At 55.0% G+C, this 14,441-nt stretch carries 14 protein-coding genes and 1 pseudogene; 1 reads left to right on the top strand and 14 read right to left on the bottom strand.

Features of this window, described 5'->3' with window-relative positions; translation table 11 throughout:
• Positions 1 to 767 (top strand): alpha/beta fold hydrolase (locus PGL01S_RS30030; RefSeq protein WP_127499317.1); only part of this gene is annotated, 767 nt, incomplete at its 5' end.
• Positions 768 to 1,070: 303 nt separating this feature from the next.
• Here the strand turns inward: PGL01S_RS30030 and PGL01S_RS30025 are convergent.
• From PGL01S_RS30025 to PGL01S_RS29960, 14 genes and pseudogenes are all read right to left on the bottom strand, one after another.
• Positions 1,071 to 2,414, bottom strand: a complete 1,344-nt coding sequence (locus tag PGL01S_RS30025; protein WP_127499315.1) for a DUF4179 domain-containing protein — start codon at positions 2,412 to 2,414, stop codon at positions 1,071 to 1,073.
• Complete coding sequence (locus PGL01S_RS30020) at positions 2,407 to 2,946, bottom strand: sigma-70 family RNA polymerase sigma factor (RefSeq protein ID WP_127499313.1); 540 nt, start codon at positions 2,944 to 2,946, stop codon at positions 2,407 to 2,409. The genes PGL01S_RS30025 and PGL01S_RS30020 overlap by 8 nt, the downstream gene beginning before the upstream one ends.
• Positions 2,947 to 3,042: 96 nt before the next feature.
• Positions 3,043 to 3,498: a hypothetical protein gene (locus PGL01S_RS30015; RefSeq protein WP_244935820.1), complete on the bottom strand. Its 456-nt coding sequence runs from the start codon at positions 3,496 to 3,498 to the stop codon at positions 3,043 to 3,045.
• 87 nt (positions 3,499 to 3,585) lie between these two features.
• Positions 3,586 to 4,056, bottom strand: a complete 471-nt coding sequence (locus tag PGL01S_RS30010) for a GNAT family N-acetyltransferase (RefSeq protein ID WP_127499309.1) — start codon at positions 4,054 to 4,056, stop codon at positions 3,586 to 3,588.
• Positions 4,057 to 4,536, bottom strand: a complete 480-nt coding sequence (locus tag PGL01S_RS30005) for a GNAT family N-acetyltransferase (RefSeq protein WP_127499306.1) — start codon at positions 4,534 to 4,536, stop codon at positions 4,057 to 4,059.
• Positions 4,537 to 4,646: 110 nt separating this feature from the next.
• On the bottom strand, positions 4,647 to 5,498 hold the full coding sequence (locus tag PGL01S_RS31075; RefSeq protein ID WP_176587502.1) for a hypothetical protein: 852 nt from the start codon (positions 5,496 to 5,498) through the stop codon (positions 4,647 to 4,649).
• Positions 5,499 to 5,631: 133 nt separating this feature from the next.
• Complete coding sequence (gene tuaD / locus PGL01S_RS29995; RefSeq protein WP_127499304.1) at positions 5,632 to 6,975, bottom strand: UDP-glucose 6-dehydrogenase TuaD; 1,344 nt, start codon at positions 6,973 to 6,975, stop codon at positions 5,632 to 5,634.
• A gap of 1 nt (position 6,976) precedes the next feature.
• Complete coding sequence (galU, locus tag PGL01S_RS29990) at positions 6,977 to 7,873, bottom strand: UTP--glucose-1-phosphate uridylyltransferase GalU (protein WP_127499302.1); 897 nt, start codon at positions 7,871 to 7,873, stop codon at positions 6,977 to 6,979.
• Entirely contained in the window at positions 7,860 to 9,035 is a 1,176-nt protein-coding gene (locus PGL01S_RS29985) for a DegT/DnrJ/EryC1/StrS family aminotransferase (RefSeq protein WP_127499300.1), read from the bottom strand. Before PGL01S_RS29985 ends, galU begins: the two co-directional genes overlap by 14 nt.
• A 314-nt stretch (positions 9,036 to 9,349) precedes the next feature.
• Positions 9,350 to 10,051, bottom strand: a complete 702-nt coding sequence (locus PGL01S_RS29980; RefSeq protein ID WP_244935819.1) for an acetyltransferase — start codon at positions 10,049 to 10,051, stop codon at positions 9,350 to 9,352.
• Positions 10,048 to 10,668 (bottom strand): sugar transferase, encoded by a 621-nt coding sequence (locus tag PGL01S_RS31390; protein WP_280525723.1) that lies wholly within the window; start codon positions 10,666 to 10,668, stop codon positions 10,048 to 10,050. Before PGL01S_RS31390 ends, PGL01S_RS29980 begins: the two co-directional genes overlap by 4 nt.
• A gap of 114 nt (positions 10,669 to 10,782) precedes the next feature.
• Positions 10,783 to 11,796 (bottom strand): annotated as a pseudogene (locus tag PGL01S_RS31385) (glycosyltransferase family 4 protein); the annotation flags it as partial.
• Positions 11,797 to 11,843: 47 nt separating this feature from the next.
• Positions 11,844 to 12,890 carry an NAD-dependent epimerase gene (locus PGL01S_RS29970; RefSeq protein WP_127499296.1) on the bottom strand — a complete coding sequence of 349 codons (1,047 nt, stop codon included), beginning with the start codon at positions 12,888 to 12,890 and terminating at the stop codon, positions 11,844 to 11,846.
• Positions 12,887 to 14,260 (bottom strand): glycosyltransferase family 4 protein, encoded by a 1,374-nt coding sequence (locus tag PGL01S_RS29960; RefSeq protein ID WP_244935818.1) that lies wholly within the window; start codon positions 14,258 to 14,260, stop codon positions 12,887 to 12,889. Before PGL01S_RS29960 ends, PGL01S_RS29970 begins: the two co-directional genes overlap by 4 nt.
• Positions 14,261 to 14,441 lie beyond the last annotated feature (181 nt).

Raw genomic sequence — 14,441 nt, 5'->3', positions numbered from 1 at the left:
ATGGCGTTCGGCTTGCTTATCGGCTGGAAGGGGCCGCCGGCAAGCCGATACTGTTGCTGGCTAACTCCATTGCCACATCCATGAATATGTGGGACGGACAGATGGAGGCATTTAAGGAGCATTTTCTCATGCTGCGCTACGACTACCGCGGACACGGCGACTCGGATACCCCCGCCGGACCTTATTCCACGGACCGAATGGGCAGGGATGTCGTCGAGCTGCTCGACTCGCTTCAGATCGGCCGCGTTCATTTTCTAGGGCTGTCGCTTGGCGGTGTCGTTGGACAATGGCTTGGCATCCACGCTCCCGAGCGGATCAACCGGCTGATCTTGAGCAATACCTCGTCTTACCTGGGACCCGCGGAGCAATGGAATGGCTTAATTGACTCGGTTCTGCAGGCCGAGAACCTGAATGGATTCGCCGATACATTTATCAACAATTGGTTTCCTTCGCCAATGATCGAGTCGGGGAGCGAGATTGTCGCAGCTTTTCACAAAATGGTCCTCGCCACTCGTGCGGAAGGAATCGGAGGCAGCTGGGCGGCCATCCGCGACATGGATCTGCGCCGGACCGCTGCTCTTATCGGCAGCCCGACGCTAGTCATCGCCGGTCAGTATGATACGGTAACACTCCCGAGCCATGGCGAATTACTCGCCGAGACGGTGCCGCACGCAAGGCTTCTTATGCTGCCAGCCGTCCATCTCCCTAACGTGGAGTTTCCGGATTTGTTCGAGAGCGCGGTTCTGGACTTTCTGCTGGCGGATTAACATCATATTGGAGCGATAGGGTATACCCAGAGCATTAAAGTAGAGCTACATTGGATTCCATACCGTGTAATAGACAATTTTGAACGGAAACGCGTCCTACATTGGATTGGCTACAGTATAATCAACACATTTGGGTAGAAATAGGTTATTCTCTTCCCCTTTTACTGGAGCAAATCCATCGTAGCTCTCTCTAGTCGCACATTTAACCTGATTTCACTGGAGTAGATCCAACGTACGGTGAAAAGATATGCCCTCACTCAGAAGTGAAGGTCAGTGGCGTTCATTCGCATCGGTCGTTTCATCTTATTTAATTTTAATATCAATATCCCCGTGAATCCGGGTCGGGTAATCCTGAATGAATAGCGTAAGCGGGCTTTGGTATTTCCCCTTCGGAATGTAGAATCGGTACTCATCGCCGGATGATCCCGTTCTATCCGAATTGAAGGATTGGCCGGAGGCATCTTTGTAAGACATATTAAATAAGCTATACGCTCTGGCCTTATCCAACGGGTCCTCATTTTCCAATCCAAAGACAATCCAATTTTGCCCTTCTTCATCGCTGGCGCTAACATCTTTTATAGTAAGCAAGCTGTCCGGCCTTGCAAGCAGTTGTTTGCGATCGAGGTCCACCTTCACCTCCAGCTTATCTTTACCCAGTGCCCGAATACTGCTCGCCCTTAGATAGAGATGTTCAGGCTTACGGAAGTAATTGCTCTGGAAGTAGAGTATTTGACTGTTCTCGCTTATATTCGAACCGGTTACGCCATTCGAGATCGTGCCGAAGGTTTCTCCTTTCTCATCTTCAAGCCTAAGATCATCGAAGTAAAATAACTTCTTCGTATTAGCCGCATCGTAGGTTACTTCAAGTTCGATTCTAGTCGGATGCACGGTCATTTTCCCAAAAGTAATCTGTTGTCCTTCAACCGTAACGGTCTGATTGATTACGTAATTCTCCCTCATCCCCTCAAATTTTGTTTTATCTACAGGGATGCTGAAATTCCACTCCGTATTCTTTGTAGCTGTCTCGGTAACCTTATTGATTCCAAGCTTCAAGTTCAGCGTATCCGGGAATTCTCCCGCATCATTAGGATAAAAGTCTATCGTTCCCTGAATGCTCTTCCAGTCATCGTTATATGCGGAGAATCCATGTGATATGGAGATATCCTTATTATTCGGTAATTCTACTTTTTGAAGATTAACGATACTCTTCTGCCCATCTACGTTCTCCAGCGTATAGAACACAATGATTCTCGATTCGTCGGCGATAATGCCGTCAATCGTCATTTTAATTCCGTCTCGTACTTCCGAGAGGGCCACTGGCTGCATAAAATCATTGTCTATTGCCAGCTCAAGGCCTTTATCATAATGAATGAGCTCGACCAGCGGCTTGAGGCCCGGTATCTCCCCCACATACGCGGCTACTTCAGGAGAGAAGCGGACGGAAGCGACTGATACGACAAGCAAGAGACAAGCGGTATAAGCAGCCATTCTGGAAAATACCCTGCGCCTTCTGCGCTGCCGACCGGCCTTTATGCCGCTCCATATTGTCGCGTCTATCCCGGACGGAATAGGAATGTCCTCCATATAGTCCTTCATCGCTTCCAGCTCAGGAAGCTCGCGCGCTTGTTCATCCCGATACTCATCCATTCGGCTCCCCCTCCTTCCCCAACCGCTGCCGCAACCCGCCTAGCGCTTTATGCAGCCATGTTTTTATCGTACCTTCGGGCTTCTGCAGCGTTCTTGCAATCTCCGTAATGGTCAGATCATGATAATACTTCAGCTGAATCACTTTCTGATAGTTCGCATCCAGCTGCTCCACCGCCGACTCGAGCATAACCCGCTCCAGCAAGGCCGACTCGCCGCTTGTTGCATGCGGATCAATCGCAGCGGCAGCGGCTTGCTGTCCGTCCGCTCTTCGTGCCTTCCGCTTCGCTTCGTCCGCGCAATAATTCATCAGAATCCGGATCAGCCAGCTGCCGAAAAACTCCGGCTCCTTCAGCTTGCGAATCTGCATATACGCGCGGCAGGTCGCTTCCTGCACGGCTTCTAAGGCATCGGCTTCGTTTTTCAAATACGAATAAGCAATCCGGTACATCTTCTCTTTATGCTGCGTTATGAGACTATAAAAGGCAGCATCGTCGCCACGTTTCGCTGCGGCTACCAGTAATTCGTTTCCCACACGCTTCCTCCCCTGCCATTATGCATCTATTTATTAGACTCCCGGGAGGAGCAAACGGTTTTGCCCAAAATAAAATAAGCAGACGAATTCGCCTGCTTAATCAACCAGCTTCATAAAAGACTGTACGTGTTTCTTTAGTTGCCCGAGTTCGTCACTGGACAATTGGTCTCCCCGGAAGTTCTCGGCGTCTTCGTCGGGAATCAGAATCGTTGACGGCTCATGAAGCTCTTCCGTTCGATGAAATCCATCCTTCGTATCCAGTACGTTCGACTTATAACCTTGTTCATGGGTTATGACGGTTTTGATGTACTTGCCACCCGTATCGTAGAAGTCTTCGACGGACTTCAGCTCCACCCTCATATAATTCCGGTCTTTCTTTGTCGTAATAATGGAATTTACTTTCTTAAATCCCGCAGGTTCATACAGACCTTCCGCATTCTGTTCCATAACCTCAATGCCAAACGCTTCAACATGCTGAACTTCTTCAGCCTGGGTGCATGCACCCAATAAGAAGATCATGCCCAAGAACAGGCTGTAAACGAAACCTCGCAAATCCCCACCTCCCATACTTAGGACGCTTGCCGCACCTAAAAGTTTCCAAATAAAACAAAAAAAGCAGACGGTATCCGCCTGCTGCACTCATAAAGCCTTCTCGTAACATTCCACCTCTATGCCGATATTGGCCACTTTGGTCGCATAATACTGAAAGCCCAAGGAGCTCCAAAAACGTTTGGCGGGTTCGTTCTCCGGAATAACGCCGATGCGTACGGATTGCTTCCCTTCCTGTCTGAGTCTCTGCGCAAAGGCAACGTAAGCCGCTTTGCCGTAGCCTCTGCCCTTCAGCTCTTCATGTATCATAAGCAGACCGAGCCATGGATAACCGTCTTTCGGGTTCCGGTCCAAATACTGCAGCAGACCGATAGCACGTCCGTCCAGCCGAATCATAAGGCTGTGCTGGTCTGGAGAGAGCTGCTCCAGAAGCTCCTCGCGGGAGCGTTCGGGCCGGCCGTTCTCCATCCGATTGTAATCGGCATTCGAATTCACAATGTCCTGAACCGTGTCGAGATCAGCCGGTTCTATGGGGACGAATTGAATGTTGAGAGACATCATTCAAACACTCTCCAAACCTTTGATATACCAGGCGTCGCACGCAAAATGCTCCGATCCTGCAAGCGGCGCTGCGAGCGACTCGAAGCCATGCTTGGCGTAGAAGCGGTTAGCGGCATGCATGTTTTGCAATGTTTCGAGATAGCACTGTTTATAATGAAGCCGGGCGAAAGCTATCGCCGTATCGAGCAGCTTTGCCGCCACGCCCGTTCCTCGCACCGCCGGGAAAAGATACATTTTCTGAAGCTCGCATACTTCTTTCGAGTCGGCAAACGGCGCGATCCCGCAGCCGCCAACAACCTCGCCATCCTGCTCGATAACCCAATAGGCCCGGTCATCGCGATTATAATAGTCGGACAGATGGCTCAGGCTATCGTCAGCCCAGGCCAGCCCTTCCCGATTGCCTCCAAATTCGATCAGGCATTCTCTGATTACGCGTTCAATAGCTGCGTTGTCTTTCTCCTCAAGCTCTCTGATAATCATGATGACAACCTCCGTTTCCGTACCTATTATAATCCGAAAACAGGATAGAAAAAACCGCGCAATAGAGGCTCCCCTCCATTACGCGGTTCTTCTTGGTTGGCGAATAAAAATTATTTGCCTACGATTGCGTTAAGCTGTGCACGTCCTGCGATGATTTCTTCCTCGTACCGTTTTTGCATCGGTTCAAGGATCGAAGGCTCGCCGCCAAGAGCAACGATTTGCGCGCTCGCATCGTTCATGACTGTTTTGTACTGAGCTGTGCAGGCGCTGAATGCGGCTGTACCGGTTTTGTACAATACCGTCTTCTCATGCGTAGACGTTAACGTCGTGAACTCCACGGCGATGTCCGTCAGGCCGGCCTGGCACTGGTTGCGCAGCTGGAACAGCTTCGCCGAAGTGTCATTGTACACCTGTTGGATTTTTTTCTCGTTGTTGCCGTTATTGCCGTTGTTGCCGTTGCCATTACCGTTGTTGCCGTTGCCATTACCGTTGTTGCCGTTGCCATTACCGTTGTTGCCGTTGTTGCCGTTGTTACCGTTATTGCCGTTGTTGCCATGGTTACCATTGTTGCCGTTGTTGCCATTGCCGTTGTTGCCGTTGCCATTGCCGTTGTTGCCATTACCATTGCCGTTGTTGCCATTGCCGTTACCGTTGTTGCCGTTGCCATTACCGTTACCGTTGTTGCCACTGTTGCCTTTGCCGTTATTGCCTTTGCCGTTCTGAATGCTCTCTACAGCCTTTTGCACTTCCTGCGCAAAATTCTGAATGACCTTCTGAATGAACGTATTGGCAAGCGGCTGGAACGACGATTGCGAGAAAAAGCTCGACAATGACGATCCCGTTGTAACGGCAGCTGTTGTTGTTTTGGATGCAGCTGCTGCGCTCGACGCGTTAACAATAAGCGCCGGCACAAGCAATGCCGTAGCAGCCAGCGTTATCAGCGCCCGGAATTTCTTTTTCATACCTTCCTCCTCCTGCATTTCCTGCAATTTCGTTTTATAAGGTAAATCCGCACTTCACATCCGCCCGGCCGAAGCGGACCTTCTTTCAAGTGCTCACCCCCTTTCGAGATCAGGATTTGCAGTCACTTCCCTCTTACAAATTCACGGATTTGCGTTCCGCTTCAAGGCGATTCACCGGACGGCGTCCTACCGAGTAGTAGACAAAACCGTGCTGCTCCATGACCTTCGGATCAAAGCTGTTGCGTCCGTCAATCATGATCGGCTGCTTCATCCGTTCTCGGACTTTAGCCAGATCCATCGTCAGTACTTCATTCCATTCGGTCAAAATCACGCAGGCGTCGCAGCCTGCAGCAGCAAGCTCCGCCGACTCCAGATAAGCGACCTCCGCAGGCAGCTGTTTCTTAGCCGCTTCGGCTGCAATCGGATCAAACGCGCGAACAACCGCGCCTTGCTTCAGCAGCTCCGGAATAATGCTTAAGGACGGTGCCTCGCGCATATCGTCCGTGTTAGGCTTGAATGCCAGCCCCAGCACGGCAATCTGCTTGCCCGCAAGTCCGCCAAGCGTCTCGCGAAGCTTGTCCATAACGACGAAGCGCTGGCGATGGTTGGTTTTGATCACCGACTTCAGCAGTTCGAAATCATACCCTGACTTGTCCGCAATATGCGCTAACGCGTAAGTATCTTTCGGGAAGCAGGAGCCGCCGTAGCCAATGCCGGCCTGGAGGAACTTTTCGCCGATCCGGCTGTCCATGCCCATGCCTTTGGCTACGTCTTCCACGTCGGCGCCGACTTTCTCGCAGATGTTCGCGATGGCGTTAATGAACGAGATTTTCGTTGCGAGGAACGTGTTCGCCGCGTATTTGATCATCTCCGCGCTTTCCAGATCCGTCTTGAAGATCCGCGTGTTAAACGGCGCATGCAGCTGCGCGATCTGCTCCGCCGCCTCCGCGTTGTCCGAGCCGATAATGGCACGGTCCATGTTCATGCAGTCCGACAGCGCCGTACCTTCACGGAGGAACTCCGGATTGGACACGACGTCAAAGCTTGTCCAAGGGTATTTCTTGTTCGCCTGAACAACCTCGCGCACGAGCTCGCCTGTGCCAACGGGCACGGTGCTTTTGTTCACGATGATTTTGTGACCGTTCAGATGCTCGCCGATTTTCTTCGCTGCCGACATGACGTAACGCATATCCGCTTCGCCCGTCTCCGACATCGGTGTGCCAACCGCGATATAGACGATGTCCGAAGCCTCGATCGCTTCGCCTACTTCGGTTGTGAAGAGCAGGCGGCCTTCGCTTTTATTGCGAAGCGCCATTTCTTCGAGACCCGGCTCATAGATCGGAATGACACCGCTATTGAGCAGGTCGATTTTGCGCTGATCCACGTCGCAGCAGATGACCCGGTTGCCTACCTCGGCAAAGCAAGTACCCGAAACAAGACCGACATAACCCGTACCGATTACCGTAATTTTCCGCATGTTAGTTCGCCGCCTTCGTAATAAAATGCTTCTCGTATACTTGCTGCAGGTAGCCCAGCACATCCTTCTGCAGATCATCGCGCTGAAGCGCGAAGTCCAGCTGTGCCTTAATAAAGCCAAACTTGTCGCCTACGTCGTAACGGACGCCGTCAAAATTGTAAGCCAGCACGTTGCGCTGGTCATTCAACTTCTTGATCGCGTCGGTCAGCTGAATTTCGTCGCCCGCGCCTGGGGATTGATGCTCGAGAATATCGAAGATCTCCGGCGTCAAGATGTAACGGCCCATAATGGCATAGTTGGAAGGAGCGGCTTTCTTCGAAGGCTTCTCCACTAGTCCATCGAGGAAAAAGACCGACGGCTCGATCGACGATCCGCGAGGCGCGATAATGCCGTATTTGGATACATCTTCATCCGCTACGCGCTGCACGCCAACCACCGAGGACTGATAGCGGTCATGGACTCGGATCAGCTGGCTGAGGCAAGGATCCTCGGACTGTACGATATCGTCGCCAAGCAGGACGGCAAACGGCTCGTTGCCTACAAAGCTGCGTGCGCACCAGATCGCGTGGCCAAGACCTTTTGGCTCTTTTTGACGGATGTAGTGAATGTTCGCCATCTCGGAGATGCCGCGGATTTGCTCAAGCTCCTTCGTCTTGCCCTTCTTGGCCAGCATGTCCTCCAGCTCGAACGTTTTGTCGAAATGATCCTCGATCGCCCGCTTGCCGCGGCCGCTGATGATCAGAATGTCTTCGATGCCGGAAGCAATTGCTTCTTCAATGATGTATTGGATAGTCGGCTTGTCCACGATCGGCAGCATTTCCTTCGGCTGAGCTTTTGTTGCAGGCAGGAATCTTGTGCCGAGACCGGCAGCTGGAATTATCGCTTTACGCACTTTCATGGGACATCCTCCTCGATTTCATCTGAATGGTTTGTTTGATGCAGGTAATGACGCGGTCTTGCTCATCCCACGTGAGACTGGAGCCCGACGGCAGGCAGATGCCTTGCTCGAACAGCGTGTCGGACACGCTGCTTCCCGGCTCATGCGGGAAATACGGGTAATATTGCAAAAGCGGCTGACGGTGCATCGGCTTCCATACCGGGCGCGCTTCGATATTTGCTTCGGTAAGCCGTTCCAGAAGATCGGCCGGCGTGCAGCCCGTAGTGATGGGATCGATCGTCATTGTCGTGAGCCAGCGGGTAGCATAGCCATATTCCGCTTCCGGCATCATGTTGATGCCTTCGATGTCGGCGAAAGCCCGCTTGTACCGGTCGAACACCGCGCGTCTAGCAGCTACCCGGTCATCGAGCAGCTCCAGCTGTCCGCGGCCGATACCCGCGAGCACGTTGCTCAGACGGTAATTGTAGCCAAGCTCCGCATGCTCGTAATGCGGCTGTGGCTCGCGGGCTTGCGTCGCCCAGAAGCGAGCCTTTGACAGCGCCGCGGTATCGTCGGAGACAAGCATGCCGCCACCCGAGGTGGTGATGATTTTGTTGCCGTTAAAGGAGTAAATCCCGAATTTGCCATGTGTACCGCTGGATTTGCCTTTGTACATGGTGCCCAGGGATTCAGCTGCGTCTTCAATGACCGGCACGCGGTACTTGGCGCAGATCTCGTTAATGGCATCCATGTCGGCGTTCTGCCCGTACAGGTGGACAACGATAACCGCTCTAGGCAGCTGCTTGTTGCGATGCGCTTCCTCGAAGGCGCGCTCGAGCGCCTGCGGCGACATCGTCCAGGTCTCGGCGTCGCAGTCGATGAAGACCGGCACGCCGCCTTCGTACAATACCGGATTCACGCTTGCGATAAACGTAAGCGAGGAGACGAAAACGCGGTCGCCGCGTCCAACTCCCAGCAGCTTAAGCGCCATATGGATGGCCGCGGTGCCGGAGGACAGCGCAACTGCCCCCTTCGCTCCCACCTTCTCGGCCAGCTCGCGCTCGAACTGGTCGACATTGGGACCAAGCGGCGCGATCCAGTTCGTGCGGAAGGCTAGGTCTACGTATTCGCGCTCCCGCGTTCCCAAATGCGGCGGGGATAAATAGATTCGACTGTTGTTCACGTCGCGATCAGCTCCTCTTTGTGCTGCCCGCCTCTGTCAGGGCGGGCTATATGGTGCGCGCGGCTTGCGTTGGCAACGCCGCGCGCTTGGTTTTGGTTTGCTGCGCCGCCAGCGGCGAGGGCGGTAAGCTCCAGAAGGGGCTGACCGGGCCTGGCGCTGAGCGCTTGATGGTAGTGAAGGCGTATTCCAGCCTTTCAGCGGCCAAATCCCACCGCAGCGATACATGAAAGGCTGTGTTCGTCCTTTCAGCGGAACCACTGCGGAAGCCGGCCGTGTAAGGCGGGCTTCCACCTTACACTGTCACTGTTGCTTCCTTACAGCGCTTTCTCCACGCTGAGGCGTGGCTGCACGACCCGTGCCGGGACGCCCACGGCGGTCTTGCCGCCGGGGATATCCCGGACCGCGACGCCGCCCGCGCCAAGCACGGACCAGCTGCCGACGCGGATGCGCGGGATGAGCACCGCGCCGCTGCCGATATGCGCGCCTTCCTCGGCGGAGGCTGCGCCGGCCATAGTCGCGTTCGGCGATACATGCGCGAACGGGCCGACCAGCGCGTCATGCTCGACGACCGCGCCGGAGTTAATAATGGCGTGTGCGCCAACGACGGCGCCCGGGCCAATAACCGCGCCGGGCATCACCACGGCGCCAAGCCCGATTCGCGCATCCTCTGCAACAACCGCCGCGGGATGCACGAGCACTGCGTATGAGGACTCAGGCAGAGAAAGCATCTCTACGATGGCTCGTCTCGTCCGATTGTCGCCGATGCCGATTACCACGTGCATACCCGGCTCATCCGCGAGAAAATGCTTCAGCGTCGCGATTGGACCATACGGCAGGCCGCCCCGCAGCTCGACGCCGGAGAAGCGGTCGTCAAGGACTGCCGCCAATCGGTAAGTCTTCGATACGCGGGCGATATCCATCAGCACCCGGCCATGTCCACCCATACCCACAACGATGAGAGGGCGTCTTGCAGGCTCCTCCATTACCCGGTATTGCTCCGTATGACCGCTAATCATGATGCATTCCCCATTTCTCTGCTTCCCGTAAATTTTTGAACGGTGGCCTGACCCGCGCTCGAAATTCCGTCACGCTTCAGCACCTTTCCCACAGTCATAACCAATATGCGAAAATCAAACCAGATGCTCCGACGCTCCACGTAAACGAGATCAAGCTTAAACTTGTCCTCCCAGGAGACGGCATTGCGTCCGTTCACCTGCGCCCAGCCCGTAATGCCCGGACGCACATCGTGACGATGCGCCTGCTCTTCGGTATAAAGCGGGAGATATTCCATCAACAGAGGCCGGGGCCCCACCAGACTCATATCCCCGCGAATCACGTTAAATAATTGCGGAAGCTCGTCCAGACTCAGCTTGCGCAGCAGCTTGCCGAAGGATGTCAGCCGCGCTTCATCCGGCAGCGGCTGACCAAACCGGTCGTATGCGTCCCGCATCGTGCGGAACTTCAGCACGTAGAACGGATTGCCGTACCTGCCCGGACGCTGCTGCTTGAACAATACCGGCGAACCCAGCTTCAGCTTCACCAGCAGCGCAACGATCAGCATCACCGGCGACAGCAGCAGCGCAGCCGGTACGCTGGCAACCAGATCGAACAGCCGCTTGCCAAAGGCATTCAGCCTAGCTCCAAGTCCGCGTCTCCGATCCACTTGAGCCTTCGTACTGCGATACAGCCGCATCAGACGTTCGACAACCCGGGCTTCCGTAAACGCTGCCTCAATCCGGCGGCGTCCCGCGTCGCCCATCCGCTTCCTTGCTTCCGGCGTGTTCATCATCGCCGCAAGCGCTTCGCCCAGCTGCATCGAATCCCGGTAAGGGACGAGCAATCCGGTCTCGGCATGCGCCACCAGCTCTCGCGTGCCCAGCACTTTCGTGGCAACAACCGGCTTGCTTAGCGCCATGGCCTCCATCAAGGAGCGCGGGATGCCTTCTTTTTCCGAGGTCAACGTTACGGCATCGGCCATGACCAGCCAAGGAATAATGGAGGACTGCTGTCCGACGAACAGCACATCGTCCTCTAGGCCGCTCATTTCCGCCTGAAGCTTAATTTCCGCCTCCAGCGGACCTTGTCCGGCCAATACCGTTACCCAATTCAGCGCACCAACCCGTTTGAGCTCCGATAAAGCATCGAGCAGCAGACTATGATCCTTCACCGGTTCAAAACGCGCCGCCATAAACAGCACCTTTTCCTCCCGATCGATGCCATGCTTCCTGCGAAGCGCCGCCGTCTGCTCCGGCGTTACCGCACTAGCCAGTTCGTCCAAATGCTTAAGGTCTACGCCGTTGCCTTCCACAAACACCGGCCGCCAAGGCGCCATCTTGCGAAGCACGCCGGCATCCTCCTCGTTCTGCGACGCTATCGCATCGCTGCATAACGCGCCAAACTTCTCCAGCATTTTGTATAACCAATACGTCTTCTTCGGCTGCCCTTCATAGAACGGCAACCCGTGGCTCGTATGAATAACCACCGGAACCCTCGCCAGCTTCGCCGCAATCCGTCCGATGAGGCCGGCCTTGGCCGTGTGGGTATGCACAATGTCATACCGCTCCCGGCGGAACAGCTTGTACATCGCAAGGATCGAACGCAGGTCGGCAACCGGTTGAATGGAGCGCGCCATCGGCAGCAGCTTCCATTCGAACGGGTAGGCTTTTTCCTTCATCAGCTCCGCATCTACACCCTCTGGAGAGGAGATGAAGGTTACCTCTACGCCTTCCTGCTGCTGAAGCAGCCGAAGCTTGTCGCCCATAATTTTGTGGCTGATGCCGGAGGTGCAGATATGGGCTATTTTTCGATTCATTGTCCCGCCGCCTTTACCGCCGTCTGCAGATCTGCTTGGGCGCCGTAGTACGACTTGTACCACTCGGCAAAACGTCCGATGCCTTCCTCAATCGTTGTCTCCGGACGGAAATCCACATCCTCCATCAATCCGTCGATGTCCGCGTAGGTTGCGGTTACGTCGCCCGGCTGCATCGGCTTGAATTCCATAACCGCTTTGCGTCCCAGCTTGTCCTCAATCGTGTTGATGAACGCCATAAGCTCAACCGGCTTGTTGTTGCCGATGTTGTACACCTTGTAAGGCGCATAGCTCGTGCCCGGATCCGGGTCGACGCGATCCCACTCCGCGTTTGGCTGCGGCGCACGGTCGAGCAGACGGTAAATGCCTTCCACAATGTCGTCGATATACGTGAAATCGCGCTGCATTTTGCCTTCGTTAAACACCTGAATCGGCTGTCCGGCCATAATTTTCTGCGTAAAGCTGAAGTACGCCATATCCGGGCGGCCCCATGGACCGTATACGGTGAAGAACCGGAGTCCCGTCGTAGGCAGGTTATATAAATGGCTGTAGGCATGCGCCATCAGCTCGTTGGATTTCTTCGTTGCCGCATACAAGCTGACCGGGTGGTCGACATTGTCGCTGACCGAGAACGGCATGCTGACGTTGGCTCCGTACACGGAGCTGGAGGAAGCATAGACCAGATGCTTGATGCCCGCCTGGCGCGAAGCCTCCAGCACATGGCCGAAGCCCTGCAGGTTCGTCTCCAGATAAGCAAAAGGATTCGTGAGGCTGTAACGCACGCCCGCCTGAGCCGCCAAATGGACGATCGTCGTAACGCCTTCCTCCCGGATTAACGCCAGCAGACCTTCGTAATCCGCCAAATCCTGCTCGGCTCCCTTGAAGGACGGCGAAGCGACCAGCTGCGACCAGCGGTCCCGCTTCAGCTGCACATCGTAATAGTCGTTGAAATTGTCCAGCCCCACGACGCGCTTGCCTTCCTTCAGCAATCTCGCGCTCAAATGGAAGCCGATAAATCCGGCTGCTCCCGTCACCAAAATCGTCATATAGCCCCCACCCTTTCTCTGCTCTCGCTTGTGCTTGCGCTTGTGCTTGTGCTTGTGCTTGTGCTTGTGTTTGCGCTTGTGTTTGTTGTTTCGCTGCTTGTATAGGTCTCGGTTTGCTCCGTTGTGTCCGTAACAACTTGTTCCGCCGCGGCCGCGGCTTCCGCTACCGAATCCTTCAAAGCCCCTTGCCGCACCATATCGCCGAAAGACTGCCAGAACGCCTGCCGCTTCGCATCAAGCCGCTGCTTCGTGAATTGCTTCGACTTGCCGAAATTCCGCTCCGCTTGCTCCTTCAGCCATTGGCGGTCAAACGTCGCGCGCTTGATCTGCTCGGACAGCGGGCCGACTTGGCCCGGACGATGCAGGCAGCTCTCGTGGATCAGCTCCGGAATGCCGCCTGCCGTAGAGCCAAGCACCGGACATCCCCGGCTCATCGCTTCAATCGTGGCCCGCGGCAGTCCTTCCTGGTAGCTTGGCTGCAGATACAAATCGATGCCGTCCAGCCATTCGAATACGGCCCCGCCGCTTGGCAGCACACCTTCGAAAGAGACCATGCTTCCGATGCCGAGCTTTTCGGCCATGGCCTGCCAGCGTGCCGGGTCCCCGTCGCCAAGCACGCGGAACTTGACCGAAGGCAGCTGCTGCTTCACTTTGGCAATGGCGCGAAGGGCGATGTCGATCCCTTTCGTGCGGCCGTTCAGCGAGCCGATCAGCCCAATCGTCATCGGCGAATCCGGGCTCATCGCCTGCAGGCGTTCCAACCGGCGTGTCAGCACTTCGTCGCCCGGCTCCGGAATTTCCACATTGGAGCACGATTCCGTCTTGCCGCCGACATTCGGATAACGCTGCTGCAGGAACCGCTCCGTTACATACAGCGCATAAGGCGCATCCTTCACGATTGTCCTTGTCTGGTTCAGCGAGAACGGCGCGTACAGCTTACCCTGCAGATTGCCGTAATTCCATAGTCCATCCCAAGCGCAGGCTACGACTTCAACCGCATAAGGCTTGCCCATTTGGCGCGCAACCCGGATCGCTTCGGCTCCGATTTCGCTTGGCACGCGAGCGATAACGGCGTCTGCTTTGCCGATTGCCTCTTGCAGCAGCTGCTCGATGTAGCCCCGCTTCGTCATTTTATTGACCGGATTACTCAGTGACGGAAGCACAAGGAAATCCACATTAGGTCCGCTCGACAGCGTTTTGCCCGCCATATCTTCATCCGAGGATGCTTTCTTGCCCCGGGCTGCAACCGTAATCTGGTCGAATACGCCTAAATACCGTTCCCACACCGCATAAGGCAGCTTGCCGCCAGAGAAAAATTTCCCCGATTCGTTAAAATAAAACGTATGGTCATGTGCCCACAGCACCTTCATGTTCTTTCCCTCCTTCTGTTTCTATTGCCCGGCTGCGGCGGTAATCGCCCCGCCGGGCGGCTTGCTGGCCGCGATAAGACCCTGTCGGGGTCTTATCAGCCCTGCTCTTGCCCTAGTGCGGGCGTTTAACGCCCTCGCAGAGCCTTATTCGCTCGCCCGATGGCGGTTTTTCCCGCCTCGA

Source organism: Paenibacillus glycanilyticus NBRC 16618 (assembly GCF_004000805.1).
GTDB lineage: Bacteria > Bacillota > Bacilli > Paenibacillales > Paenibacillaceae > Pristimantibacillus > Pristimantibacillus glycanilyticus.
The sequence above is the reverse complement of the archived record's forward strand: the minus strand, read 5'-3'. Positions and strand labels throughout refer to the sequence as shown.

Excerpts from the sequence above, each read along its gene's own strand:
- PGL01S_RS30025 (WP_127499315.1), bottom strand. The coding sequence starts at position 2,414 with ATGGATGAGTATCGGGATGAACAAGCGCGCGAGCTTCCTGAGCTGGAA.
- PGL01S_RS30010 (WP_127499309.1), bottom strand. The coding sequence starts at position 4,056 with ATGATGTCTCTCAACATTCAATTCGTCCCCATAGAACCGGCTGATCTC.
- PGL01S_RS30005 (WP_127499306.1), bottom strand. The coding sequence starts at position 4,536 with ATGATTATCAGAGAGCTTGAGGAGAAAGACAACGCAGCTATTGAACGC.
- PGL01S_RS31075 (WP_176587502.1), bottom strand. The coding sequence starts at position 5,498 with ATGAAAAAGAAATTCCGGGCGCTGATAACGCTGGCTGCTACGGCATTG.
- tuaD (WP_127499304.1), bottom strand. The coding sequence starts at position 6,975 with ATGCGGAAAATTACGGTAATCGGTACGGGTTATGTCGGTCTTGTTTCG.
- galU (WP_127499302.1), bottom strand. The coding sequence starts at position 7,873 with ATGAAAGTGCGTAAAGCGATAATTCCAGCTGCCGGTCTCGGCACAAGA.
- PGL01S_RS29980 (WP_244935819.1), bottom strand. The coding sequence starts at position 10,051 with ATGATTAGCGGTCATACGGAGCAATACCGGGTAATGGAGGAGCCTGCA.
- PGL01S_RS29970 (WP_127499296.1), bottom strand. The coding sequence starts at position 12,890 with ATGACGATTTTGGTGACGGGAGCAGCCGGATTTATCGGCTTCCATTTG.
- PGL01S_RS29960 (WP_244935818.1), bottom strand. The coding sequence starts at position 14,260 with ATGAAGGTGCTGTGGGCACATGACCATACGTTTTATTTTAACGAATCG.